The sequence below is a fragment of the Parapusillimonas sp. JC17 genome (genome assembly GCF_052180245.1).
In the GTDB taxonomy this organism is placed as follows: domain Bacteria; phylum Pseudomonadota; class Gammaproteobacteria; order Burkholderiales; family Burkholderiaceae_B; genus Parapusillimonas.
On sequence record NZ_CP197474.1, the window covers coordinates 1,227,242 to 1,250,134 of the forward strand.

The window sequence follows — 22,893 nt, forward strand, 5'->3', positions numbered from 1 at the left end:
CTGCTTTTACCAGTCTCAGTTCAAGAGGGTTCCTCACATGTTTAAACGCGTATTTTTGAAGGTTTCCGTCGGTTTCGCCCTGGGCACGGTCGCCATTGCGGCCCATGCCGCCGACATCACCGGCGCTGGCGCATCCTTCCCGTATCCGATCTATGCCAAATGGGCTGCCCAATACCAGAAGGACACTGGCAATCGCGTGAACTACCAGTCGATCGGCTCGGGTGGCGGCCAGCAGCAGATCATCGCCAAGACGGTCGATTTCGGCGCGTCGGATGATCCCATGAAGGCGGATGCGCTTGAGCAGAACAACCTGCTGCAATTCCCCGCCATCATCGGCGGCACGGTGCCTGTCGTCAATATCGACGGCATCAAGCCCGGCGAGTTGAAGCTGTCGGGTGAAATCATTGCCGATATCTTCCTTGCCAAGATCAAGAAGTGGGACGATGCCGCCATCAAGGCGATGAATCCCGATCTGAAGCTGCCTTCCACTTCCATCATCGTCGTACACCGCTCCGACGGCTCGGGCACCACGTTCGGCTGGACCAACTATCTGTCCAAAGTGTCCTCCGCCTGGAAGGAACAGGTTGGCGAAGGCAAGGCCGTCAAGTGGCCCACCGGCCAGGGCGGCAAGGGCAACGAAGGGGTGGCCGCCTATGTTCGCCAGTTGAAGAACTCCATCGGCTACGTCGAATACGCCTATGCGAAGCAAAACAACCTGGCGTGGACCCAGCTCAAGAACAAGGACGGCAAGTTCGTGCAGCCTACGCAGGCCGCCTTTGCCGCCGCCGCGGCGAACGCCGACTGGAAGAGCGCGCCCGGAATGGGCGTGGTGCTGACCGACGAGCCGGGCGCCGACTCGTGGCCCGTTACGGCGGCCAGCTTCATCCTGGTCCACAAGAAGCAGGACAAGCCTGAAGCCGGCAAGGAAGTCCTGGCATTCTTCGATTGGGCTTTCAAGAATGGCGGTAAAATGGCGGAAGAGCTCGACTACGTCCCGATGCCCGACGCAGTCGTGAAGCAGGTCGCCGATGCCTGGAAGACCGAAATCAAAGCTGCCGACGGCAGCGCCATCTGGAAGTAACCGGTAGAAAAAGGGGTATTCCTTTTTTCGCCAGACAAAGACGGTGTCGTTTTACATGACACCGTCTTTGTTATGTAAAAATTGCGGTTTATCGGCCCGATTTTTCAGTCCCCTTCAAAACCGGCCTTGACGGCCAGGCTGCGACATGCAACAAGACCAACATGAAAAATAACCAGAACGCACTACTTGACGCTTTGTTCAAGAACCTGACGCGTACCTTTGCGTTCTTTGTGTTCATTTTGCTCGGCGCCATCATGGTGTCCCTGATCTACGGCAGTCGGGAATCCATCGCAGAACATGGCTTGGCGTTCCTGTGGACCAACAACTGGGATCCCGTCCAAAACGTCTATGGCGCCCTGGTGCCGATCATGGGCACCCTGCTTACCTCGGCGATCGCGCTTGTGATCGCGGTGCCTGTTTCGTTCGGCATCGCCATGTTCCTGACCGAACTGTCCCCCGTCTGGCTTCGCCGGCCGCTGGGCACGGCCATCGAAATGCTGGCCGCCATTCCCTCCATCATCTACGGCATGTGGGGGCTGTTCGTATTCGTGCCGGTTTTCCAGCAGTACATCCAACCCCACATCATCGATGCATTCGAGGGCATTCCCGTGCTGGGTTCCATCTTTGGTGGGCCTCCCTTCGGGATCGGCGTGTTCACGGCAGGCCTGATACTGTCCATCATGGTGATTCCCTTCATCACGGCGGTCATGCGCGATGTATTCGAACTGGTGCCTCCGTTGTTGAAGGAGTCGGCTTACGGTCTGGGGAGCACCACCTGGGAAGTCGTCTGGAAGGTGGTCCTGCCCTACACCAAGAGCGGCGTAATCGGGGGCATCATGCTGGGGCTGGGCCGTGCGCTGGGGGAAACCATGGCGGTCACCTTCGTGATCGGCAACGCCTTCAACTTGCCTTCGTCGATTTTCTCGCCTTCGAACTCCATCGCTTCGGCCCTGGCCAACGAGTTCAACGAGGCGGGCGGAATGCAGAAATCGGCCTTGCTCGAACTGGGGCTCATCCTGTTCCTGATCACGACAGTCGTGCTGGCTTTGTCGAAACTCCTGCTTCTTCGCCTGGCCAAGGGCGAGGGAACGTCGCACTAAGAACGGACACCCAACATGTTCAATTCCGATTCCGTCGTCAACCTTTCCAATCCGGTATACCGGAAACGCCAGCGTTTCAATCGTGTGTTGCTGGCTTTGTCCGGTGCAACCGTCGTCTTCGGCCTGTTTTGGCTGACCTGGATCATCTTGACCTTGTTTCTCAAGGGCGGCGCTGCGCTATCCCTTACTCTGCTCACCGAAAGCACGCCTCCACCGGGGGCGGACGGCGGTTTGCTGAACGCCATCCTGGGCAGCGTCATGATGGCCGCCGTGGCGACCATCATTGGAACACCCATCGGCGTGCTGGCCGGCACCTACCTGGCGGAATATGGCCAGCGAGGCTGGCTGGCGCCCGCAACGCGCTTCCTGAACGACGTGCTGCTGTCAGCGCCTTCCATCATCATCGGCCTGTTCATCTACGCAATATACGTCGCGCAAGTGGAACACTACTCGGGCTGGGCTGGCGCCTTCGCGCTTGCCATCCTGGTCATACCGGTGGTGGTGCGCTCAACCGACAACATGCTCATGCTGGTGCCGAACAGCCTGCGCGAAGCCGCGGCTGCCCTGGGATGCCCGCAATGGCGGGTGGTCATGTTCATTTGCTATCGCGCGGCCCGTTCCGGGATCATCACCGGTGTCCTGCTGGCGATTGCACGCATATCGGGCGAAACCGCGCCTTTGCTGTTCACAGCGCTGAACAATCAGTTCATGTCCATGAACATGAATGCGCCCATCGCCAACCTTCCCGTGGTCATCTTCCAGTACGCCGCCAGCCCTTACGAGGACTGGAACCGCCTCGCGTGGGCGGGCGCCGTCATGATCACTCTGCTCGTGCTTGGCATCAATATTGCCGCACGCGCTTTATTCCGCAAATAACATAGCGCGGGGCCCGCCTCGCGAGGAACGGATTATGCAATCTACTACGACAGCCGAACGTACGAAACTGGAAGTCAAGAATCTCAATTTCTACTACGGCAAGTTCCACGCCATCAAGGACGTGAACCTTTCCATCAAAGAGAACAAGGTCACCGCCTTCATCGGCCCATCGGGCTGTGGAAAATCCACCTTGCTGCGCACGTTCAACCGCATGTACGAGCTCTACCCCGGCCAGCGCGCCGAGGGCGAGATCAACCTGGACGGCAACAACCTGCTGACGTCCAAGATGGACATATCGCTCATACGCGCCAAGGTCGGCATGGTGTTCCAGAAGCCTACGCCGTTTCCCATGAGCATCTACGACAACATCGCCTTCGGCGTGCGTCTGTTCGAGCGCCTGAGCAAAGGCGAAATGGATGAGCGCGTGGAATGGGCACTGACCAAGGCGGCGCTGTGGAACGAAGTCAAGGACAAGCTCAACCAAAGCGGCTATGGCCTTTCCGGCGGACAGCAGCAGCGATTGTGCATCGCGCGCGGCGTGGCGATCAAGCCCGAGGTTCTGTTGCTGGATGAGCCTTGCTCGGCGCTGGACCCGATTTCCACGGCCAAGATCGAAGAATTGATCGCCGAATTGAAGTCCGAATACACGGTGGTGATCGTGACGCACAACATGCAGCAGGCGGCTCGCTGTTCGGACTACACCGCCTACATGTACTTGGGCGAGCTCATGGAATTCGGCGAGACCGACCAGATCTTCGTGAAGCCCGCACGTAAAGAGACCGAAGACTACATCACGGGCCGCTTCGGTTAAAGCCCGCCCGGGCCTAGCGCTAGCTTCGCGCCAAGCCCAGTTCCATCAGGGCGGGGATCGCGGATTTCGCGGCCCTCGCGCCTTCTTCTATTGCGACCTTGCCCCGATGGAAATCCAACAGGCCCAATTGCGCCAGCCGGGGAGTGATCACCACGTCGGGCGGCTCTCCGACCATGCGGCTGCGCGTTATCCTGACCTGCATGATATTGATGCTCGATGCCATGACGTCCAGCATGGACGGCAAGCGGCGCGTGTCCTCTTCCGGTTCCGGCAGCCACGCGCTGAGGTTGCGCTGCAGCTTTTGCATCCATTCATGGCCCACCAGCGTTTGGGGCTGGGCAGGCGCCGGCTTGTTGAAATGACGGCCGAAAAGATCCGCGTTCAGGTCGACGGCAATCAGGATCTCGGCGCCCATGGCCCGGGCCAGTGAAACCGGAACCGGGTTCACCAATCCACCATCTGCAAGCAGGTGATCCTCATGCCAGACCGGCGAGAAGAGACCGGGCAAGGCGATGGAAGCGCGCACGGCATCCACGGTGGAGCCCGTGCGCAGCCAGATCTCCGCACCGGTGTGCAGCGAAGTAGCGACGGCGCCGAAGGGCAGCTTGAGCTCTTCGATCGGCCGGTCCAGAAATGTGCGCTTGAAAAAATCCATCAGGCGTTCGCCCTTCAGCATGCCGCCGTCCAGGCGCAAGTCCATGAAGGACACCACATCCTTGATGCGCAGTTCGCGCACCCAGCCCTCGAATTCGTCGAGCACGCCCAGGCCGTAGGTGGCAGCCACCAACGCGCCGATGGATGTGCCGCAGATGATGTCCGGGACAATGCCGTGCTCTTCCAGCGCCCTGATGACGCCGATATGCGCCCAGCCGCGCGCGGATCCGCTGCCTAGAACCAGACCGATACGGGGCTTGCGCGAAGTAGGGTGGTGCATGGGCTTGCCCGCCAAAGGTTAATTCCAGCGGCCGCCCCTGCCACCCAGGCTGAAGCGGCCGGCGCCGAACAGCGCGACGGCGAGAGCCGCGCTCAGGTACATGCCCTGCAGTTCAAGCCGCCAGCCGCCGTTGGCCATCTGGAGCAACTGGCCTGAATGCACCAGCACGATGGCAACCACCATGTTGACGGCGATCAGCATCCCGCCGAGACGGGCATACAAGCCCAGGATCACGAGGGCCGGCGCCAGGACTTCCCCCAGGTAGACGGCCCAGGCCAGGAACGCCGGCAGGCCCCGGGCGGCCATCATGCTTTCGATGGGGCCAACGCCGTGCTGGAGCTTGGCAATGCCGTGGAGAAGAATCAATACACCGAGCGTGACGCGCAGGATCAGTTTGCCGAGATCATCCAGGGTAGAGGGGGACATGGTTCCGTTTTCTGTGTTCGATGGCGCTTGCCGGCCGGCCGTTGCGGCTTGGCCGGTGCTGCTGCATTTTAACCGGCGGCTTGTTCCGCCTGGATGACAGGGGCGGGATAGCTGCCATTGGAATCCGGCGTGTGGTCGCGATAAGTATGCACGAGCCCCGCGAACTGCGAGACATGGATCTTGAGGTCGTCGTCGCACTGGATGAGCGCCGTGCCTTCGTCGTCGACGATGAGGGCGGTGGGCAGCGCTTCGTTCAGCAAGGCGTGCAGCGCCTCGGTATCGCCGTGGCGGTTCAAGGGCAGCAGCAATTTGCCGGCGGCCTGTATGGCCAGCACGCTGACGAGATACTCCAGCGAGTTGGCCGCGCACAGCGCGACCCGGGAACCCGCGGCGGGGTCCTTCATTTGCAACGCGACGGCCAAGGCATTGACGGCGGTGGCAAGCTCGGCATAGCTCACTTGCACCTCGTCATCTTCTAAGGCGATTTCGTTTCCGTGCCTTTCGGCCAGGTCCTTCAGAAAATCTAGAGTCAGCATGCTAAAGACTGCCTTGAAATGAGATGGGGATGGGCCGAGTATAGAGACCTTGCGCGGATTTTTTTGAAGAAAATTCTAAGGGTTTGCCCGGAAAGAGGAGGGGTCAGACCCCGTACCCCTCATCGGAGCGGGGTCAGACCCCGTACGGGGTCTGACCCCAAGCCATTCACCGGAGCCGGGGTCCGACCCCATGTCATTCATCGAAGCGGGGGTCGGACCCCGCATGGGGTCTGACCCCATGTCGGGATATGGTTAAATCGGCCATCTCGCCGTAATACAACAGGAGGACGGAATGGGCCGCATCGGCATAATGGCTGCCTTGCATGATGAGATCTCCAGCCTGCTGGAGGCGATGGGGCCGGATGCGTCGCGCACGCGCATCGGCCGGCGCGACTACTACACCGGTGCGATACACGGTCGGGAGGTGGTGGTGGTACTGGCCCGGGTCGGTAAGGTTGCTGCAGCGGCCACGGCCGTGACGCTGATCCGCGAATTCGATGCACGCACTGTGGTGTTCGCCGGCCTGGCCGGAGCGGTGTCGGATCAGGTCGCGGTGGGCGATGTGGTGGTTGCGACATCCTTGCTGCAGCACGATCTGGATGCCAGCCCGCTATTTCCCTGCTACGAGGTTCCGCTGTTGGATCGCAGCCGGTTCGATACCGACCCGTCGACTTCCGAGGCCTTGAGCCGCTGCGCGCAGGAATACCTGACCGGCATACTGCCGCGTCATGTGCCGGCCGGAACGCTGGCCGCTTTTGGCGTGGCCCTTCCGCGCGTACATCGAGGCGTCATCATCAGCGGAGACCGCTTCGTCGGCTGCGGATTGGCGGTGCGCAAGCTGCGGGACGAGTTGCCGGACGCATTGTGCGTCGAGATGGAAGGCGCGGCCGTCGCGCAGGTTTGCTACGAATATGACGTCCCGTGCGCGGTATTCCGCACCATATCCGACCGCGCCGACGATGGTGCGAGCGTCAGCTTCAGCGACTTCCTTTCGCGCGTCGCCCGATACTACTCCGCGGGGATTCTGGAACGTTTCCTGACCGCGCAAGCATAGAATCATCGCAAACAGAGGATCGTCGCCTAATTCCGGATTTCTGGCGATAATGGCTGTGAGGGGTCAGACCCCATTACGGCTATGAGGGGTCAGACCCCATTCGGGGTCTGACCCCAGGTAGAAAAGAAAGAGTCGGACCCCGCATGGGGTCCGACCCCATAATCCAGAAGGAGCAAATATGTCGAAGCGCGCCGTAATCGTTGGCTGGGCGCATACCCGGTTCGGAAAGCTGGATGACCCCGATGTCGAGACGCTGATCGCGCAAGTCTCGCGCAGCGCGCTCGACCATGCGCAGGTGGATCCGGCGGATGTCGACGCCATCACGGTCGGGGTATACAACAATGGTTTGACGCCGCAGGGCTTTGAAGGCGCTTTGGTCTCGCTGGGCGAACCCGCGCTGCGATTCACCCCCGCCGTGCATGTCGAAAACGCCTGCGCCACGGGCACGGCCGCCTTGTATCGCGCCATGGACTTCATCGAGTGCGGTCGCGGGCGCATCGCGCTGGCCATCGGCGCTGAAAAGATGACGGCCGTGCCGCCGCGCGAGGTCGCCGATGCGCTGCTAAGCGGCTGCTACCGCAAGGAAGAGGAAAACCCTTCCGGCTTCGCGGGCATTTTCGGCAATATTGCGCAAGCGTATTTCGATCGCTACGGCGACAAGCGTGAAGAGCTCGCCATGATCGCGTCCAAGAATCACGGCAATGGCGTTCACAATCCGTATGCCCATGTGCAAAAAGCCTTCGACGTCGCGTTCTGCAATACCGAGTCGGACAAGAACCCGCTCGTGGCGGGACCCTTGCGGCGCACCGATTGCTCGATGGTGTCGGATGGCGCCGCCGCGCTGGTGGTTGCCGACGAGGAAACGGCACGCGGCCTGGCGCGAGCCATACGCTTTCGCGCACGCGCGCACGTCAATGATTTCCTGCCGCTGTCCCGCAGGGATCCCATTGCCTTCGAAGGGCCGCGGCGGGCATGGGCCCGGGCGCTGGACGACGCCGGCATTGCGCTTGACGACCTCAGCCTGGTGGAAACGCACGACTGCTTCACGATTGCGGAAATGCTCGAATACGAGGCCATGGGGCTGGCCAGGCCCGGTGAAGGCTGGAAGGTGATCCGGGACGGCATCACCCGCAAGGACGGCCGCCTGCCGGTCAACGTTTCGGGCGGCTTGAAGGCGAAAGGCCATCCGCTGGGCGCTACGGGCATTTCCATGCACGTGATGGCGGCCATGCAGCTGATGGGCGACGCGGGAGCCATGCAGGTGCCGGATGCCTCGCTGGCTGGTGTTTTCAACATGGGCGGCGCCGCCGTGGCCAACTATGTCTCGATCCTGGAGCGTGCAAAATGAACGTCATTCACCAGGCGCCGGTATCTCGCAGGGTGATGAATCTGGCCTACTGGGCCACCCAGAACGCGCGCCGCCTGCCGCAGCGCCCGGCGCTGGCATGGCGCGACCAGACCTGGACCTGGAGGCAGCTCAATGAGCGGGTCTCGGCATTCGCCGCCGCATTGGCCAAGCGCGTGAGTCCGGGCACTGCCGTGCTGGTCCACAGCAAGAACAGCAACGAAATGCTGGAATCCATGCTGGCCACTTTTCGCCTGGGCGCGGTCTGGGTGCCGACCAATTTCCGCATGATGCCGGACGAATTGGTATACATGGCCGATGTGGCGCGGCCACGCGTGTTTTTGTGCCAGACGGATTTTCCCGAACACGCGCAGGCGGTGCGCGCCGCGTACCCGGACATCGAAGTCATCTGGCTCACAGGCGATGCGCCCGGTGTCCGCGACGGCACACACGCGGCAACTCTCATCGCAGAGCATCAGGGCCAGCATTTTCCGGATGCCGACGTCGAGGATGACACCGCTTGCTGGCTGTTCTTCACGTCGGGTACCACGGGCCGTCCCAAGGCGGCCGTCCTGACCCATGGGCAGATGGCATTCGTGATCAACAATCATCTTTGCGACCTCATGCCCGGCGCCACCGAGCACGACGGCTCGCTGGTGGTGGCGCCGCTGTCCCACGGCGCCGGCGTGCACCAGCTGAACATGATTGCGCGCGGCGGCCAGACTGTATTGCTGCCCAATGACAAGTTCGACATCGACCTGGCATTCTCCTTGATCCAGAAGCACCGGCTCACCAACCTCTTCACGGTTCCGACCATACTCAAGCTCATGGTCGAACATCCCGCGGCCGATCTTTACGATCACTCCAGCCTGCGGCATGTGATCTACGCCGGCGCACCCATGTATGCCGAAGACCAGAAACGTGCGTTGGCTAAGCTGGGCAAGGTACTGGTGCAGTACTACGGCCTGGGCGAGGTCACCGGCAACATCACCGTGCTGCCTCCGTCCTGGCATGGCGACGATACGCGTGCAGGTACCTGCGGCTACGAACGTACGGGAATGCAGGTGTCGGTGCAGGACGATCAAGGCAAGGAAGTGCCGGACGGCCAGACCGGCGAGATCTGTGTCATCGGGCCTGCCGTGTTCGCGGGCTACTACAACAATCCGGAGGCCAACGCCAAGGCGTTTCGCAATGGATGGTTCCGGACGGGCGATCTGGGGTGCCGCGATGCGCAGGGCTTCCTGTATATCACCGGCCGCGCCTCCGACATGTATATCTCCGGTGGTTCCAATATCTATCCCAGGGAGATCGAAGAGAAGATCCTGACGCACGGCGCAATCACGGAAGTGGCGGTGGTCGGGGTGCCCGACCCCAAATGGGGCGAGGTGGGCATCGCGGTTTGCGTCTCCTACGACGGCGCCGACATTGGCGAAGCCGAGCTGTTGGCCTGGATGAGCGAGCGGATTGCGCGCTACAAGCTGCCCAAGCGAGTTTTTTTCTGGGATGCCCTGCCGAAGTCCGCCTACGGCAAGGTTCCGAAGATGCTGGTCAGGAAAGAACTGGAGCGTCGTGGCCTGCTGGAAGGAATGGAGCAAAAAAATGAATCTGCGCTTCGTTGAACACCCAGGCGCCGTGCCGGAAGCGCGCGCCACGCGCGCCGATGGCTGGCTGGAGACGGCGCGGCTCGAACTGGAGCCTGGGCTAACCCTGCTCGATGCGCTTGTCCTGGGTCTGGAAAAGCATAACGCCCGCAGCGCTACCTTATCCTTGCAGGGTGGCGCGTTCGGCAAGCTCGCCTATGTCATGCCTGCAACTTCGTCCTCGCCCGATCATGCGGTGTATTTCAGTGGTCGCTACGACCCGCCGGGCGCCGTAAGGCTGCACGAGGGCTGTGTCACCTATGGAATCCGCGACGATGGGCCATGGCTGCACTGCCACGCCAGCTGGACGACGGCCGACGGCAAACCGGGCTGCGGCCATATTCTGCCCAACGAGAGCCTGATTGCGGAAGCCATCCAGGCGGACGCCTGGCTGATGCGTGGCGTGGAATTCAAGGTGACGCCAGACCCCGAGACCAACTTCTCCCTGTTCCAGCCGTTTTCCCGCCCTGTCGTCCGTCCGCCCGATGCCAGGCCGGCCTTTGCGCTGCGGCTGGCGCCAAACCAGGATCTCTGCGCGGCGCTAGAAGCCGAATGCGAATCGCGAGGCATACGCGAGGCTGTGCTGTGCGCCGGCGTCGGCAGCCTGGTGGGTGCGGTGTTCGATGACGGCCGGGTGGTCGAACCGCACATCACGGAAGTCTATATCCGGCATGGCCGGATTGCAGAAGATGAAAACGGGCGGTTGAAGGCGGAAATCGATATCCGCATGGTTGATCATACGGGCCAGATATCCGAAGGACGGCTGCGCCGCGGCAGCAACGCCGTGCTGGTGACCTTTGAGCTGTTGATCGAACCCGTTGCGTAGGGTCAGACCCCATGCGGGGTCTGACCCTATCCCTCTTATGCTCGAAGGGTCAGACCCCGCATGGGGTCTGACCCTAATCTCCTTGCATCCAGCTTTGCAGCCCCGATACCCAGCTTGCGGCGGGTAGCCCCAGCGTCTGGCCGATGCTGTGCGCGCGCAGGAAAAGCTCGCTGAAATCTACCGAAGGCGCGCGCTTGAAAGCGATTGCCACGACATTGCCGTCATGAACTTCCGGCAGCCATGCAACGGCTTCGAAGGCTTCTTCCATGGCTTGCAGATTCTTTAAGCGATCAGGAAGCGCGCAATACAGGTTGACCGTCATGATTCCGTTCGAGTCCAGGCTGTTGGCGCACGATCTGTAGAAGGCTGCCGAATCCAGGACCGGGCCCCGCGCCTGTGCATCGTATAAGTCCACCTGCAGAATGTCGGCGGAGCGCCGATTGCAAAGGGCCGTGACGTAGTCCATCGCGTCCATCTCGAGGACGTCCAGCCGGTCATCGTTCGGAGGCAGCGCAAAATGCTCACGGCATGCCTGGATGACCGCTGAGGAAAGCTCGACAGCCGTGATGCAGCTGGACGGAAACCGCCGGTAGCAGAACTTGGTCAAGGCGCCGGCCCCCAGTCCAAGTTGCACAATATGCGCCGGCGCGTCGCGAAAGAGCGTCCACATCATCATTTGTTGAACGTATTCCAATTCGATGGCGTCGGGTTCGGCCACGCGCATCGAGCCTTGTATCCAAGGAGTGCCGAAATGGAGGTCGCGCACGCCGTCCTGTTCAGAAATGGTAATGATGGTCATGTTACGATCTGTCGTGATTCAACTGATATTTTCGCTCAAAATTTATGCAAAATCCTTCTTCCTGTCCGAAGTGCTCCATGGAGAACACCTATCCCGATGGCGAGCATTATATTTGTCCGGACTGTGCACACGAGTGGCCAATCGTGGCGACCGATAACGGCGAAGCCGAAGACGAAGCCGCCGTGGTTCGAGACAGCAATAACAATCCATTGGGGGATGGCGATGCCGTTGTTCTTATCAAGGATCTCAAGGTGAAGGGTTCGTCGATCACGCTCAAGAAAGGCACCAAGGTGAAGAGCATACGGCTGATGTCCGGAGATCACGAAGTCGACTGCAAAATCGACGGCGCAAGCTATATGCTGAAAGCGCAGTTTCTGAAGAAAGCCTAGGGCCGAATAAAACGCTGTTTCAAAAACGCTGTTTCAAAAACTAAGGGCTTGCGCAACCTGTGCGTAAGCCCTTGTCTTTTACCTTGTTGTTTGTGGTCGGGGCGAAAGGATTCGAACCTTCGACCCTCTGGTCCCAAACCAGATGCGCTACCAGGCTGCGCTACGCCCCGAACGAACAACAGCCAGGCAGTATAGCATGAAAATACTAGGCCGCATCGGCGGGCATGGCGTCTCCGGCCTCATCGCCATGCCGTTCGACCAGTACCTTGGCAATGCGGCGTCCCTCCAGCTGCAAGACCTCGAAGCGGAAATGGCCGTGCGTCTGCTGAAAGCTCAGGTGGTCTCCCACGTCGGGCAACCGCCCGAATTGCCTGAGCAGATATCCGGCAACGGTGCTGTAGTCATCCGATTCGTCCATGAGGCCTTCGATTTCGAGGGATTGCTCGAAGTGGTGCAGGTCCGTGGCGCCGTCGACGATCCAGCGGTTTTCGCCGCTATGGATGATGTCGGGCGTCTCGTCCTCATCGGGAAAGTCTCCCGCGATGGCTTCGAAGACATCGATGGGCGTGACCAGGCCCTCGACGGCACCGAACTCATTGATCACCATGACCAGTTGCCCTCGAGCGGATTTGAGCGTGTCGATGAGGTCGAGAATCCGGACGGTTTCGTGAACAATGATGGGAGGGCGCAGCGCCCGCTGGTTCAGCGTCTTGCTTTGAAGGAGATCGGCAATGATGTCTTTGGCGCGGCCTATGCCGACGATGTCGTCCAGAGATCCCCGGCAGACGGGAAAGAATCCATGCGGAGTGCGCGTGACTTCTTCGCGTATGGTTTCCGGATCGTCCTCGATATTGATCCACGTGATGTCGGTGCGCGGCGTCATGATCGAATGCACCGTGCGGTCGGCCAGGCGCAGTACGCCGCTTACCATGTTGCGCTCTTCGACGCCGAAGGGCAGTTCGTCGGGAGGCTGCTCGGCTCCTTCGGCCGGAGCGTGTTCCGATAACGGCCGCTTGCCCAGCATGCGCAATATGCCCTCGGCGGTGCGCTCGCGCATGGGGCGATGGTCGTCGGCACTGAGCAGGTTGCGGCGGGCAACCTGGTTGAGCGCTTCGATGACGACGGAGAATCCGATCGCCGCGTACAGATACCCTTTGGGGACCTTGAAGCCGAAGCCTTCCGCCACGAGCGCGAAGCCGATCATCAGCAGGAATCCCAGGCACAGGATCACAACGGTCGGGTGGGCATTCACGAATCGGGTCAGGGGCTTGGAGGCGACCAGCATGATGCCGATGGCAATGATGACGGCGGCCATCATGACTTCCAGGTCATCCACCATGCCCACGGCCGTGATCACGGCGTCCAGGGAGAAGACCGCGTCGAGCACGACGATCTGGGTGACGATGACCCAGAAGCCGGCGTACATTCTCGATCCCGAAACGGCGTGGCTCTTGCCTTCCACGCGCTCGTGCATTTCCATGGTCGCCTTGAACACCAGGAAGAAGCCGCCCATGATGAGGATGAGGTCGCGGCCCGAGAAGGTGAGCGGGCCCAGGGAAAACAGCGGAGCCGTGAGCTTGAAGAGCCATGAGATGACCGACAGCAGGGCCAGGCGCATGATGAGCGCCAGGGACAACCCGATGACGCGGGCGCGGTCGCGCTGTTGGGGCGGCAGCTTGTCCGCCAGGATGGCGATGAAGATCAGATTGTCGATGCCCAGAACGATTTCCAGGACCACCAACGTTAATAAGCCGACCCATACGGACGGGTCAAGCAGCAACTCCATCAGAGTTTCCTTTTCAGTTAGATGTCAGCATTGTATCGTGTTTGTATCCGGTTCAAGATCGGGCCTGCAGCTGCGGCAAGGTGTAGGCCCGCTTCTGATAGACCTGGCTGGGCCACAGCACGTGGGCCAATGCCTCTTGGGCGAGCGCTTCGTCAAGCGAAACCGGAGTGTAGCGTTCCGGGGCCTCGTAGCGGTATTGGGTGGGTGGCCTATGGGGCTCGAGCACCACCAGCATATCGTCTTTCAGGTAGCCGTAATTTTCTCCGTACTGCATCATGGCGCGGCCCGGCGACGCCTGTGTCAGGTCGCGGCCTATCATGGGATGCTGCGTCGAAAGGCCGATCAGCGACAGCAAGGTGGTGGGCAGGTCTATCTGGCTGATCAGGCGGTCATCCTGCCTGGCCGGCACGTCGGCGCCCAGTATCAGCGCTGGAATGTGGAAATGCCTGAGAGGCACCAGGTTAGCGCCAAAGACCCGGGAATCGTGATCGGCCACGATCAGGAATACCGTATTGTCCCAATATGCGGACTGGCGTGCGCGGTCGAAGAACTGGCCGATGGACCAGTCGGCGTAGCGCACGGTATTTTCGACTGTGGCGGGATTGCCGTCGGTCGCGATGCGTCCGGCGGGGTATTCCCAGGGAGAATGGTTGCTGACCGAAAAAGCCAAGGCGAAAGTGGGTTCGTCGCCTTCGGTTTCAAGCAGGCGGTGCAGGCAGTTGAACATGTCTTCGTCGCTTGCGCCCCAGGTGCCCACGAAGGCGGGGTCCTTGAATGTGGGCAGGTCGTGCAACTCGTCGAAGCCATTGCCCAGGAAGAAGCTCTTCATGTTGTCGAAGTGCGCTTCTCCTCCGTAGATGAAATGCGAACGGTATCCGTGCTGGCGCAGCGCTTGCGCCATGGTGAAGAAATTGCTCTGCGCGCCCGAAAGCCGCAGCGCGGCATCGGAGATGGTCGGGGGAAACCCCGCCACCACCGCCTCCAGCCCGCGGACTGAACGGGTGCCCGTCGCATAGGCGCGGGTGAAGTTCCAGGCGGACTTGGCCAATTCGTCCAGGCAGGGCGTGAGCCCGGCACCGCCCAGGTTGCCGACGTATTGCGCTCCCAGGCTTTCCTCCACGATCATGACGAGGTTGAGTGGCCGTTCGCGCGGTGTGCGAGGCTGATGGCTGTGCAGCGTAGGTATGCCGGGAGGGCCTTCGGGCAGGCCGGCGCAGCGGCGCACGATCTCGTGGATCTCCGGCTCGGGCAAGCCGCCATACACGTCAGAGGCCGAACGCTCGTTCTTCATGCTGTAGATGGCATAGGCCACGCTGTACAGCGAATTGAGCGGAAGGGTGTTGAGCATGCTGTCGCCGCAATAGGCAACGGTCGAGGGGTTGATGGGGCGATGCCCCAATGTGCCGCGTATGGCCAGGAAGACGACCGCGGCCACGCCGAGCGAGAACAGTGGGCGCTGCCACCAGACCATGACCGGATCGGGCCCGCCCTCTAAGAAAAGCGCGTGACCCATCCAGGCAAAAAGGCCCAAGGCCACGACCGCGCCTAATATGACGCCCTTGTAGCCTTTCCAGAGCATGCCGAACACTTCCTGCGGATGCTTCAGGTATTCCACATAAAGCCGATTGGGGCGGGTGTCGTACTCGTATATGAACTGAGGCGTCGATACTTCCAGCAGCACCAGCAGCATCCAGGCAAACAGGAACCAGTAGCCGCACAGCTGGACCGCCAGAGGGTGATGACCCAGCCATGGCGCGAGCAATAACGGAATGCCGCTGATCACGGCGATCTGATTGGCATCGATGCGCAAGCCGCCTTTCAGTATGGGAAGCAGTCCGCCGGCTTGCCGGACTCGCTTCCATTGCCACACGGCCAGCAGTACGCGGCTTATGGTCAGCAAGCATAGGCTCGCCACAATGAAGTTCAGGGAAAGGGCGCGCATTCCGGGTGATTTTGTCGTATGAAAGGGATGTAGTGTAATGGCATATGGCTTTCGCCTGCCCGGTTATTGCGTACAATTTGTTCCCTTACATCCGCTCATTTCGCCTTGCACAGGAAACGCCCATGTTCTCGGTCCGGCTTTACACAGGTTTGTTCGCCACTTTCGCTTTCAGCGCCGCGAGCGCACCGGTGCATGCCGCCGACGTCATCAAGATCGGCGAACTCAATAGCTATAAATCGCAGCCCGCTTTCCTTGGTCCCTACAAAATGGGCATGGAACTCGCGGTCGAGCAAATCAACGCGGCAGGCGGCGTCAACGGCAAGAAACTCGAGCTGATCGTGCGCGACGACAATTCCAATCCCGGCGATGCGGTACGCACGGCTGAAGAACTGCTCTCCCGCGACAAGGTCGATGTGCTGACCGGTACCTTCTTGTCGCATATCGGGCTGGCGGTGACCGACTACGCCAAGCACAAGAAGCGCTTCTTCCTGGCAAGTGAACCCTTGACCGACAAGATCGTCTGGGCGGATGGCAACGACTATACCTACCGCCTGCGCAACTCCACCTACATGCAGGTGGCGATGCTGATCCCGGCCGCCGTCAAGATGAACAAGAAGCGCTGGGCCATTGTCTATCCCAATTACGAATACGGCCAGTCGGCGACGGCCACGTTCAAGACGCTGCTCAAGCAGGCCCAGCCCGATGTGGAGTTCGTGGCCGAACAGGCCGCGCCGCTGGGCAAGATCGATGCCGGAAACGTGGTGCAAGCGCTTGCCGATGCCAAGCCCGAGGCCATGTTCAATGTGCTGTTCGCGACCGACCTGGCGAAGTTCGTGCGCGCCGGTTCGCAGCGCAATTTCTTCAAGGGCCTGCCTGTGGTCAGCATGCTGACGGGCGAACCGGAATATCTGGATCCGCTTGGCCGCGAGACGCCGGAAGGCTGGGTGGTGACCGGCTATCCCTGGTATGCCATCGACACGCCCGAGCATGATCGTTTTCTGAAGGCCTACCAGGAACGCTATAACGACTATCCGCGCCTGGGCACTGTCGTGGGCTACAACACGATTCTTTCCCTGGCGGCAGGAATCTCGAAAGCCGGGTCGACAGATACCGATGCGCTGATCAAGGCATTCAAGGAGCTGGAAGTCGACACGCCTTTCGGCCGCATCAAGTATCGCGGGCTGGACCACCAGTCCACCATGGGAGCCTATGTGGGCAAGCTGGCGATCAAGGATGGCAAGGGCGTGATGGTCGACTTCGAGTATGTCGACGGCGCCTCGGTCCAGCCGTCCGACGAGCTCGTCCGCAAGTGGCGGCCCGGCGCGGGCGGTTGATGCATGCAACTGACAGGGTTCGTTGTCCAGTTCTTGAATGGACTGGCTGAAGCCTCTTCCCTGTTCCTGGTTGCGGCGGGGCTGTCGCTGATTTTCGGCGTCAGCCGCATCGTGAATTTTGCCCACGGCTCCCTGTACATGCTGGGCATCTATGTCGCCTATACGCTCGTCCAGGCGTGGGGCCATGGGCCGGCGGGATATTGGCTGGCCATTCTATGCGCCGCGCTGGCGATCGGCTTGCTCGGCGCTCTCACCGAGCTGCTTTTGCTCAGGCGCATCTACAGGGCGCCGGAGATGTTCCAGCTTCTGGCCACCTTCGCCCTGGTCCTGGTCTTCAACGACATGGCCTTGTGGATCTGGGGGCCGGACGATTTGCTGGGGCCCTTGGCGCCGGGGCTGGAAGGTTCCGTCCAGATTTTCGATCGCTATCTTCCGGTCTACGATCTGGCCATGATCGTTGCGGGCCCGCTGGTCCTGCTGCTGGTGTGGCTGCTGTTGACGCGCACCCGCTGGGGCACACTGATACGTGCGGCCACGCAGGACAGGGAAATACTCGGCGCGCTGGGTGTCAACCAGGCCTGGCTGTTCACAGGGGTGTTCGCCCTGGGGGCGTTCCTGGCCGGCCTGGGCGGCGCGCTGCAGATCCCTCGGCAGCCCGCCAGCCTGACCCTGGACCTGGGCATCATCGGCGACGTCTTCGTGGTGGTCGTAGTGGGCGGCATGGGCTCGCTTCCGGGCGCCTACCTGGCGGCGTTGATCATCGCACAGCTGAAGGCGCTTTGCATCGCGCTCGGCGTGGTGGAGCTGTTCGGCGTCAGTATCGCCTTTCCGAAGCTCACTCTCGTCGTCGAGTTCATCTTCATGGCGTTCGTCCTGGTCTTCAAGCCCTGGGGCCTCATGGGCAAGCCGCTGTCCATCATGCGGCATGCGGCCTCGGTCGAGCCGCCGCTCAGGTCCGGCGGCACGGCATTCCGGCTGGGCGCAATGGCGCTCCTTGCCGTCGCCGCCGCGCTGCCGCTGTTTTCGGCCGGGTTGCCTTACGCGACGGTCATTGCGCAAGACATGCTCGTCGCCGTTCTGTTCGCCGTCAGCCTGCATTTCATGATGGGACTGGGCGGCATGCCGACTTTCGGACATGCCGCCTATTTCGGCATAGGCGCCTACAGCACTGCGCTGCTTTTCAAGGCGGCCGGGCTCGGCATGCTGGCGTCCATCGTTGCGGCGCCCATGGTGGCCGCGCTGGCAGCGGTGGTGTTCGGATGGTTCTGCATACGCCTGACCGGCGTCTATCTTGCAATGCTGACGCTTGCCTTTGCACAAATCATCTGGTCCATTGTCTATCAGTGGGACGACGTAACAGGAGGCTCCAACGGCATCGTCGGCATCTGGCCGGACGAGATCCTTGCCGGTGATGGTTATTACTATTTCAGCCTGGCCGTGGTTGCAATCCTGGTCCTTCTGGTAAGGCGCATGGCGTTTTCGCCATTCGGACAATCCCTGCGGGCTGCCAGGGATTCATCATTGCGCGCCGATGCGCTGGGCATGGACGTCAAACGCATCCAGTGGACCGCGTTTGCGATCGCGGGCCTGTTCGCCGGCGTCGCGGGCGCTCTGTACGTATTTTCGAAAGGGGGAACCTCGCCAGAGGTGATCACCGTCGGCAAGTCGGTGGACGGCCTCGTCATGGTACTGCTCGGCGGCATCCAGAGCCTGTCCGGGCCTATCGTCGGAGCTGCCGGCTTTACCTTGCTTCAGGACTATTTCGTCGGCATCACCGAATACTGGCGCGCGCTCTTCGGCGCGGTGATCCTGCTCATCGTATTGGTCTTTCCGCAAGGCATCGCTGGCGCGTTCGAAGGTCGGCGCGCATGGAGGGCGGACACATGAGCCTGCTTTCCGTCAGAGGGCTGACCAAGGACTTCGGCGGCAACCGGGCGGTCGATGGGGTGAGCTTCGATCTCGAACCAGGCGAATTGCTCGCGCTGATCGGTCCCAATGGCGCCGGCAAGTCGACCACCTTCAATATGGTGGGCGGGCAGTTGCCCGCGTCGGCCGGCTCAGTGAAGCTGAACGGCATCGAGTTGCTGGGCCAGCCATCGCGCCGGATCGCGCAATTGGGTGTTGGACGCACATTTCAGATTGCCGCGACCTTCTCTTCGTTGACCGTCCGCGAGAATGTGCAGACGGCGCTTCTGGCCCACCACCGCAAGGTCTTCTCTTTCTGGCGAGGGGCGGCCCGGCAATATGCGGCGGAGGCCGACGCTCTGCTCGAACAGGTGGGCATGCAGGAGCAGGCGGCCCGCCCTTGCAGCGAACTGGCCTACGGCGACGTCAAGCGGGTGGAGCTGGCCATGAGCCTGGCCGCATCGCCCACCCTTTTGCTGATGGACGAGCCGACGGCCGGCATGGCGCCCGCCGAGCGCAACGCCCTGGTCGGTCTGGTGAAGCGCCTGGTTACGCAGCGCCAGCTTGCCGTACTGTTTACGGAGCATAGTATGGACGTGGTGTTTGCCTATGCGGACCGGGTCATCGTGCTGGCGCGCGGCAGCCTGATCGCGCAGGGAAGCGTGGACCATGTGCGGCGCGACGCAAGAGTCCAGGAGGTGTATTTCGGTACGGGCAGGACCTTCGATTCGCATCCACAAGAGGTGGATCGGGCATGACGGAAACCAGGGACCCTTTGCTGTCGGTATCGGGACTGAACGCCTGGTATGGCGCGGCCCATATCCTGCACGACATTGCCCTGACCGTGGAAAGAGGCGAGGTCGTGGCCTTGATGGGCCGCAACGGCGCGGGCAAGTCCACCACGCTCAAGGCCATCATGGGCCTGATGGCCCGGACTCGTGGCGACCTGCGGTTCATGAATCGATCTTTGCATGGCCTGCAGCCGTACCAGATCGCGAGATTGGGGCTGGGCTATGTGCCCGAAGACCGTCGGGTGTTCACAGACCTGACCGTATCGGAAAACCTGGCTACTGGCCGGCAGGCCGCCAGAAGCTGGCCCGACGGTTCGCCCGGCCTGAACTGGAGCCTTGACGACGTACTGGCCTTGTTCCCCGCCCTTGGAGGCATGCTGGACCGGCCCGCCGGCGCGATGAGCGGCGGCGAGCAGCAGATGCTGACCGTCGCCAGGACATTGATGGGCAATCCTTTCCTGCTTCTGCTCGATGAACCCTCCGAGGGAGTCGCCCCGCTCATCGTCGAACAAATGGCGGACATGATCCTGGCGCTCAAGGCCCGCGGGGCCAGCATCCTGCTGTCCGAACAGAACATACACTTCGGGCGCCTGGTCTCAGATCGCGCCTATGTCCTGGAGAAAGGGGAAATCCGGTACAGCGGAAGCATGTCCGACCTGGTCGACGATGAGCATGTACGCCGCAGCTACCTGGCCGTGTAGCCTGGGGGTCAGACCCCTACGGGGTCTGACCCCGAAAAGCCCCCATCACGCACCGGAAGATGGGGTCAGACCCCGTACGGGGTCTGACCCCAAAAAAGCGCCATCACGCACGGGAAGAGGGGGTCAGATCCATGGGGGTCTGACCCCGCCCCGCTGTCACGGAACGAGAGCGATGCCGATACGCACTTGCGAGTCGCTTCGGCGGTCGTAGCCCAGCAGCGTTTCTCCATACCCCTTGAAGTACTGCACATGGAGATAGCCGTTCATGTTCAGGAAGGTGCGCCGCAACGGCCAGGCCGCTTCGATTTGCGTGGTGTTGTGATTGTTGTGGCCATGGCGGTACAGGCCCGTGAGCACCAGGCCGTTGTCCTGCGCCCAACGCAATTTCCAGTCGACATGGCCGGCGTAGTCGGCATAGTCGGGATTGTTGCGTGTGGCGAAGTAGCCTTTCAGCCTGGGGGCGAATGTCAGTGTGCTGCCGCCGCTGAAGCGGTAGTTGAACTCGGGCTGTATGTAGGCGAAGTTGAGCGAACGGGAATCGTCGCCGCTCTTGCCGTTCGATTCATGTTCTATGCCGCTTGCCAGGCCGACGAACCAATCGTTCTGGCGTGACTGCCAGATCGCGTCCTTGCGCCAGAACAGGCTGGGCTTGAATGACGTATCCACGAAAGGATGGGAGTCGGAGTGCAGGTCCCACAGCGCGGTTTGCGTATAGCCCAGGTAAAGATGGTCGATGAACTGCGGATTATTGGGATCGTTAGGCGTGAAAATGCGGTATTTGAAGCTCACCTGGTAGCGTGCATTGCGGCCGCCTTCGTTGCCCACATCGAAATAAATAGGCTCGTAGGCGGACAGCGAGCTTCTGAATACGTCGAAGCCGGTCGCCTGGGCCGCGGTGGCCGTGCTGCCGCCCACGGGCGGGCCCTGTGTTGCCGAAGCGCCCACCGCCGAAACGACTTTCGCAGGCAGGGGAGGGTCCTGGTCGTGCAGCGCGCCTGCGCCGGCGTCGACAACGGGCACGTCGGCCGTCGTGCCGGCGATCAGGCTTTGGTCGAGCGGGGTGGCGTCCAGCGCCAGCAGTGTGGATTCCCCTTCCACATTCACCGCCTGCAGCCCCTTGACGCCGCTGGGCACGATGGCGCGCCACGAAAGCTTCACGAAGTTGTTCACTGGTATATTCACCGGATCGCCATCGCCTTCAATATAAGCCAGGCTGCGCACGGTATGTCCGTTCTGATCGCGCCATTGCAGCACCAGGTTCTTTGGCGTCCGCCACGTCATGGCGCTATCGGTGTCGTTGAACAGCACAGCCCTGACCGTAACGGCGTCGCCCGCGACCGCATGGGTCTGATCAAGATGATAAGTGATGCCGGCCGACGCCGTGGCGGCTGCGCACAGCATGGCAAATGCGGCAATGGCGTGAAATGCGTGATTTTTTTGTTTTGGCTGTGGGCTCATGAGCGTGATGGTGTGATCGGACGGGGGAAACTGTAGCATTCATCGCTGAACCGGGCGCTACGTATTGTAAGCGCCGAAGAAGCCGGGCCGATAGGGTAAAATGCGCGCATTCCTGGATATGGCAGGGGCTTCTATGCCTGGGGCCGGGGATTCTTATTTGAGTTAGGCCCCCGGAGCTGCATATTACAATCTGCCTGTTTCGGTGTCAGGGCGACGTTAGCTCAGTTGGATAGAGCACAGGCCTTCTAAGCCTGGGGTCAGAGGTTCGAACCCTCTACGTCGCGCATTTCCCCCTATGGAGGTCAACTCCCGGGTGTTGTTGAGGCGGGATGGTCGCATATCGCTTGACGGCCCGTTGCGCCGTCTCACGACGCCGAAATGGCTACACCACATTTTCAATGGCTGCCTTCAGGATTTCCGTCTTCAGTCGTGCACGATACCGTGGGCCCGGTTTCTTATACAAGACTGCATGTCATACATGAGAATTATTCTCATTCAATGGGGTACAATCGGCATTCGCCTTCTACCTATCGCGCAAGAGATTCATCTGCAATACATCGTTGCACGCGCTAGGGCCTTTTAGCGTTAACAGGCCCTGGACGAGTACTGTCGTTTGTATGACTTTGATCGAACCATGTTAGCCCGCTATTACCGAGACCTGTTGAACTTCTGCATGCGCAAAGTGCGAGATCGTGATGTTGCGGCCGACTTGGCGCAGGAAAGCTACGCGCGTGTGCTTTCGATGCAACAAGCAGGACAGGTCATTCGGGAGCCGGCGGCCTTGCTCAGACAGGTCGCTCTTCGTGCAAAGATCGACATGGACCGCCGCGCCAGCATTCGTCAGCACGAAGATGTTCACGCTTTGGACGAAGCTGACCAGCCCGCCGGCCCCAGGCACCTTCAGCCTGAAGAGGCGTATGCCTCGTCTCGAGCCCTGCACGCTTGCCTTGACGCCATTGAGGCTTTGCCCCCGCGTTGTCGCGAGGCGTTTTGCATGTATCTTTTCGATGAGCTGCCCAATAAGGAAATTGCTGCTCGCATGGGAGTGTCGCCGAGCATGGTGGACAAGTACATTAAGCGTGGAAAACTCGCGTGTATGAGCTGCAGGGAGACGCTTGATGATGAACATTGAAAAACAAGCCGTACGAACAACACTTTG

At 61.0% G+C, this 22,893-nt stretch carries 21 protein-coding genes and 2 tRNA genes; 15 read left to right on the top strand and 8 right to left on the bottom strand.

What is annotated here, in order from left to right:
• Positions 1-37 precede the first annotated feature (37 nt).
• From pstS to pstB, 4 genes are all read left to right on the top strand, one after another.
• Positions 38-1,081: a phosphate ABC transporter substrate-binding protein PstS gene (gene pstS / locus ACSBPU_RS05955; protein WP_442596441.1), complete on the top strand. Its 1,044-nt coding sequence runs from the start codon at positions 38-40 to the stop codon at positions 1,079-1,081.
• 161 nt (positions 1,082-1,242) lie between these two features.
• A complete protein-coding gene (pstC, locus tag ACSBPU_RS05960) occupies positions 1,243-2,181 on the top strand; it encodes a phosphate ABC transporter permease subunit PstC (RefSeq protein WP_180067693.1) in 939 nt (312 codons plus the stop codon).
• A gap of 15 nt (positions 2,182-2,196) precedes the next feature.
• Positions 2,197-3,057, top strand: a complete 861-nt coding sequence (gene pstA / locus ACSBPU_RS05965; protein ID WP_442596443.1) for a phosphate ABC transporter permease PstA — start codon at positions 2,197-2,199, stop codon at positions 3,055-3,057.
• A 34-nt stretch (positions 3,058-3,091) separates the two neighbouring features.
• Entirely contained in the window at positions 3,092-3,868 is a 777-nt protein-coding gene (pstB, locus tag ACSBPU_RS05970) for a phosphate ABC transporter ATP-binding protein PstB (RefSeq protein ID WP_442596445.1), read from the top strand.
• 19 nt (positions 3,869-3,887) lie between these two features.
• Here pstB and ACSBPU_RS05975 read toward each other — a convergent pair whose 3' ends face one another.
• From ACSBPU_RS05975 to ACSBPU_RS05985, 3 genes are all read right to left on the bottom strand, one after another.
• Positions 3,888-4,802: a patatin-like phospholipase family protein gene (locus ACSBPU_RS05975; RefSeq protein ID WP_442596447.1), complete on the bottom strand. Its 915-nt coding sequence runs from the start codon at positions 4,800-4,802 to the stop codon at positions 3,888-3,890.
• 18 nt (positions 4,803-4,820) lie between these two features.
• On the bottom strand, positions 4,821-5,228 hold the full coding sequence (locus ACSBPU_RS05980) for a DoxX family protein (protein ID WP_442596449.1): 408 nt from the start codon (positions 5,226-5,228) through the stop codon (positions 4,821-4,823).
• A gap of 68 nt (positions 5,229-5,296) precedes the next feature.
• Positions 5,297-5,764 (bottom strand): AMP-binding protein, encoded by a 468-nt coding sequence (locus ACSBPU_RS05985; RefSeq protein WP_442596451.1) that lies wholly within the window; start codon positions 5,762-5,764, stop codon positions 5,297-5,299.
• A 292-nt stretch (positions 5,765-6,056) separates the two neighbouring features.
• Between ACSBPU_RS05985 and ACSBPU_RS05990 the strand changes: the two genes are divergently transcribed.
• From ACSBPU_RS05990 to ACSBPU_RS06005, 4 genes are all read left to right on the top strand, one after another.
• Positions 6,057-6,818 carry a 5'-methylthioadenosine/adenosylhomocysteine nucleosidase gene (locus ACSBPU_RS05990; protein WP_442596453.1) on the top strand — a complete coding sequence of 254 codons (762 nt, stop codon included), beginning with the start codon at positions 6,057-6,059 and terminating at the stop codon, positions 6,816-6,818.
• 178 nt (positions 6,819-6,996) lie between these two features.
• Positions 6,997-8,166, top strand: coding sequence for an acetyl-CoA acetyltransferase (locus ACSBPU_RS05995; RefSeq protein WP_442596455.1), 1,170 nt, complete (start codon positions 6,997-6,999; stop codon positions 8,164-8,166).
• The gene (locus ACSBPU_RS06000; RefSeq protein ID WP_442596457.1) at positions 8,163-9,782 is read left to right on the top strand and encodes an acyl-CoA synthetase; all 1,620 of its coding nucleotides are present in this window, start codon (positions 8,163-8,165) and stop codon (positions 9,780-9,782) included. The genes ACSBPU_RS05995 and ACSBPU_RS06000 overlap by 4 nt, the downstream gene beginning before the upstream one ends.
• The gene (locus ACSBPU_RS06005) at positions 9,763-10,629 is read left to right on the top strand and encodes a PCC domain-containing protein (protein ID WP_442596459.1); all 867 of its coding nucleotides are present in this window, start codon (positions 9,763-9,765) and stop codon (positions 10,627-10,629) included. The genes ACSBPU_RS06000 and ACSBPU_RS06005 overlap by 20 nt, the downstream gene beginning before the upstream one ends.
• Positions 10,630-10,702: 73 nt before the next feature.
• On the opposite strand, the gene ACSBPU_RS06010 is transcribed toward ACSBPU_RS06005, so the two are convergent.
• Positions 10,703-11,428 (bottom strand): spermidine synthase, encoded by a 726-nt coding sequence (locus tag ACSBPU_RS06010; RefSeq protein WP_442596462.1) that lies wholly within the window; start codon positions 11,426-11,428, stop codon positions 10,703-10,705.
• 44 nt (positions 11,429-11,472) lie between these two features.
• Here ACSBPU_RS06010 and ACSBPU_RS06015 point away from each other — a divergent pair, with 44 nt between their 5' ends.
• Positions 11,473-11,817: a zinc ribbon domain-containing protein YjdM gene (locus ACSBPU_RS06015; protein WP_442596464.1), complete on the top strand. Its 345-nt coding sequence runs from the start codon at positions 11,473-11,475 to the stop codon at positions 11,815-11,817.
• Positions 11,818-11,910: 93 nt separating this feature from the next.
• Here the strand turns inward: ACSBPU_RS06015 and ACSBPU_RS06020 are convergent.
• From ACSBPU_RS06020 to ACSBPU_RS06030, 3 genes are all read right to left on the bottom strand, one after another.
• Positions 11,911-11,987 (bottom strand) — tRNA-Pro (locus ACSBPU_RS06020).
• Positions 11,988-12,022: 35 nt separating this feature from the next.
• A complete protein-coding gene (locus ACSBPU_RS06025) occupies positions 12,023-13,603 on the bottom strand; it encodes a TerC family protein (protein ID WP_442596466.1) in 1,581 nt (526 codons plus the stop codon).
• 52 nt (positions 13,604-13,655) lie between these two features.
• Positions 13,656-15,545, bottom strand: a complete 1,890-nt coding sequence (locus ACSBPU_RS06030) for an LTA synthase family protein (protein ID WP_442596468.1) — start codon at positions 15,543-15,545, stop codon at positions 13,656-13,658.
• Between the two features lie 122 nt (positions 15,546-15,667).
• Between ACSBPU_RS06030 and ACSBPU_RS06035 the strand changes: the two genes are divergently transcribed.
• The 4 genes from ACSBPU_RS06035 to ACSBPU_RS06050 are packed head-to-tail and all read left to right on the top strand — an operon-like array spanning position 15,668 to position 20,276.
• Complete coding sequence (locus ACSBPU_RS06035) at positions 15,668-16,879, top strand: ABC transporter substrate-binding protein (RefSeq protein ID WP_442596470.1); 1,212 nt, start codon at positions 15,668-15,670, stop codon at positions 16,877-16,879.
• A 3-nt stretch (positions 16,880-16,882) separates the two neighbouring features.
• Positions 16,883-18,766, top strand: a complete 1,884-nt coding sequence (locus ACSBPU_RS06040) for an ABC transporter permease (RefSeq protein WP_442596472.1) — start codon at positions 16,883-16,885, stop codon at positions 18,764-18,766.
• Entirely contained in the window at positions 18,763-19,542 is a 780-nt protein-coding gene (locus tag ACSBPU_RS06045) for an ABC transporter ATP-binding protein (RefSeq protein WP_442596474.1), read from the top strand. The genes ACSBPU_RS06040 and ACSBPU_RS06045 overlap by 4 nt, the downstream gene beginning before the upstream one ends.
• Positions 19,539-20,276: an ABC transporter ATP-binding protein gene (locus ACSBPU_RS06050; RefSeq protein ID WP_442596476.1), complete on the top strand. Its 738-nt coding sequence runs from the start codon at positions 19,539-19,541 to the stop codon at positions 20,274-20,276. The genes ACSBPU_RS06045 and ACSBPU_RS06050 overlap by 4 nt, the downstream gene beginning before the upstream one ends.
• A 156-nt stretch (positions 20,277-20,432) precedes the next feature.
• Here the strand turns inward: ACSBPU_RS06050 and ACSBPU_RS06055 are convergent, their stop codons facing one another.
• Positions 20,433-21,773 carry a phospholipase A gene (locus ACSBPU_RS06055; RefSeq protein WP_442596478.1) on the bottom strand — a complete coding sequence of 447 codons (1,341 nt, stop codon included), beginning with the start codon at positions 21,771-21,773 and terminating at the stop codon, positions 20,433-20,435.
• A gap of 171 nt (positions 21,774-21,944) precedes the next feature.
• Between ACSBPU_RS06055 and ACSBPU_RS06060 the strand changes: the two genes are divergently transcribed.
• Both ACSBPU_RS06060 and ACSBPU_RS06065 read left to right on the top strand, forming a co-directional pair.
• Positions 21,945-22,018: transfer RNA gene (locus ACSBPU_RS06060), tRNA-Arg, on the top strand.
• 350 nt (positions 22,019-22,368) lie between these two features.
• Entirely contained in the window at positions 22,369-22,866 is a 498-nt protein-coding gene (locus ACSBPU_RS06065; protein ID WP_442596480.1) for an RNA polymerase sigma factor, read from the top strand.
• Positions 22,867-22,893 lie beyond the last annotated feature (27 nt).

Excerpts from the sequence above, each read along its gene's own strand:
- pstS (WP_442596441.1), top strand. The coding sequence starts at position 38 with ATGTTTAAACGCGTATTTTTGAAGGTTTCCGTCGGTTTCGCCCTGGGC.
- pstC (WP_180067693.1), top strand. The coding sequence starts at position 1,243 with ATGAAAAATAACCAGAACGCACTACTTGACGCTTTGTTCAAGAACCTG.
- pstA (WP_442596443.1), top strand. The coding sequence starts at position 2,197 with ATGTTCAATTCCGATTCCGTCGTCAACCTTTCCAATCCGGTATACCGG.
- pstB (WP_442596445.1), top strand. The coding sequence starts at position 3,092 with ATGCAATCTACTACGACAGCCGAACGTACGAAACTGGAAGTCAAGAAT.
- ACSBPU_RS05975 (WP_442596447.1), bottom strand. The coding sequence starts at position 4,802 with ATGCACCACCCTACTTCGCGCAAGCCCCGTATCGGTCTGGTTCTAGGC.
- ACSBPU_RS05980 (WP_442596449.1), bottom strand. The coding sequence starts at position 5,228 with ATGTCCCCCTCTACCCTGGATGATCTCGGCAAACTGATCCTGCGCGTC.
- ACSBPU_RS05985 (WP_442596451.1), bottom strand. The coding sequence starts at position 5,764 with ATGCTGACTCTAGATTTTCTGAAGGACCTGGCCGAAAGGCACGGAAAC.
- ACSBPU_RS05990 (WP_442596453.1), top strand. The coding sequence starts at position 6,057 with ATGGGCCGCATCGGCATAATGGCTGCCTTGCATGATGAGATCTCCAGC.
- ACSBPU_RS05995 (WP_442596455.1), top strand. The coding sequence starts at position 6,997 with ATGTCGAAGCGCGCCGTAATCGTTGGCTGGGCGCATACCCGGTTCGGA.
- ACSBPU_RS06000 (WP_442596457.1), top strand. The coding sequence starts at position 8,163 with ATGAACGTCATTCACCAGGCGCCGGTATCTCGCAGGGTGATGAATCTG.
- ACSBPU_RS06005 (WP_442596459.1), top strand. The coding sequence starts at position 9,763 with ATGAATCTGCGCTTCGTTGAACACCCAGGCGCCGTGCCGGAAGCGCGC.
- ACSBPU_RS06010 (WP_442596462.1), bottom strand. The coding sequence starts at position 11,428 with ATGACCATCATTACCATTTCTGAACAGGACGGCGTGCGCGACCTCCAT.
- ACSBPU_RS06015 (WP_442596464.1), top strand. The coding sequence starts at position 11,473 with ATGCAAAATCCTTCTTCCTGTCCGAAGTGCTCCATGGAGAACACCTAT.
- ACSBPU_RS06025 (WP_442596466.1), bottom strand. The coding sequence starts at position 13,603 with ATGGAGTTGCTGCTTGACCCGTCCGTATGGGTCGGCTTATTAACGTTG.
- ACSBPU_RS06030 (WP_442596468.1), bottom strand. The coding sequence starts at position 15,545 with ATGCGCGCCCTTTCCCTGAACTTCATTGTGGCGAGCCTATGCTTGCTG.
- ACSBPU_RS06035 (WP_442596470.1), top strand. The coding sequence starts at position 15,668 with ATGTTCTCGGTCCGGCTTTACACAGGTTTGTTCGCCACTTTCGCTTTC.
- ACSBPU_RS06040 (WP_442596472.1), top strand. The coding sequence starts at position 16,883 with ATGCAACTGACAGGGTTCGTTGTCCAGTTCTTGAATGGACTGGCTGAA.
- ACSBPU_RS06045 (WP_442596474.1), top strand. The coding sequence starts at position 18,763 with ATGAGCCTGCTTTCCGTCAGAGGGCTGACCAAGGACTTCGGCGGCAAC.
- ACSBPU_RS06050 (WP_442596476.1), top strand. The coding sequence starts at position 19,539 with ATGACGGAAACCAGGGACCCTTTGCTGTCGGTATCGGGACTGAACGCC.
- ACSBPU_RS06055 (WP_442596478.1), bottom strand. The coding sequence starts at position 21,773 with ATGCTACAGTTTCCCCCGTCCGATCACACCATCACGCTCATGAGCCCA.
- ACSBPU_RS06065 (WP_442596480.1), top strand. The coding sequence starts at position 22,369 with ATGTTAGCCCGCTATTACCGAGACCTGTTGAACTTCTGCATGCGCAAA.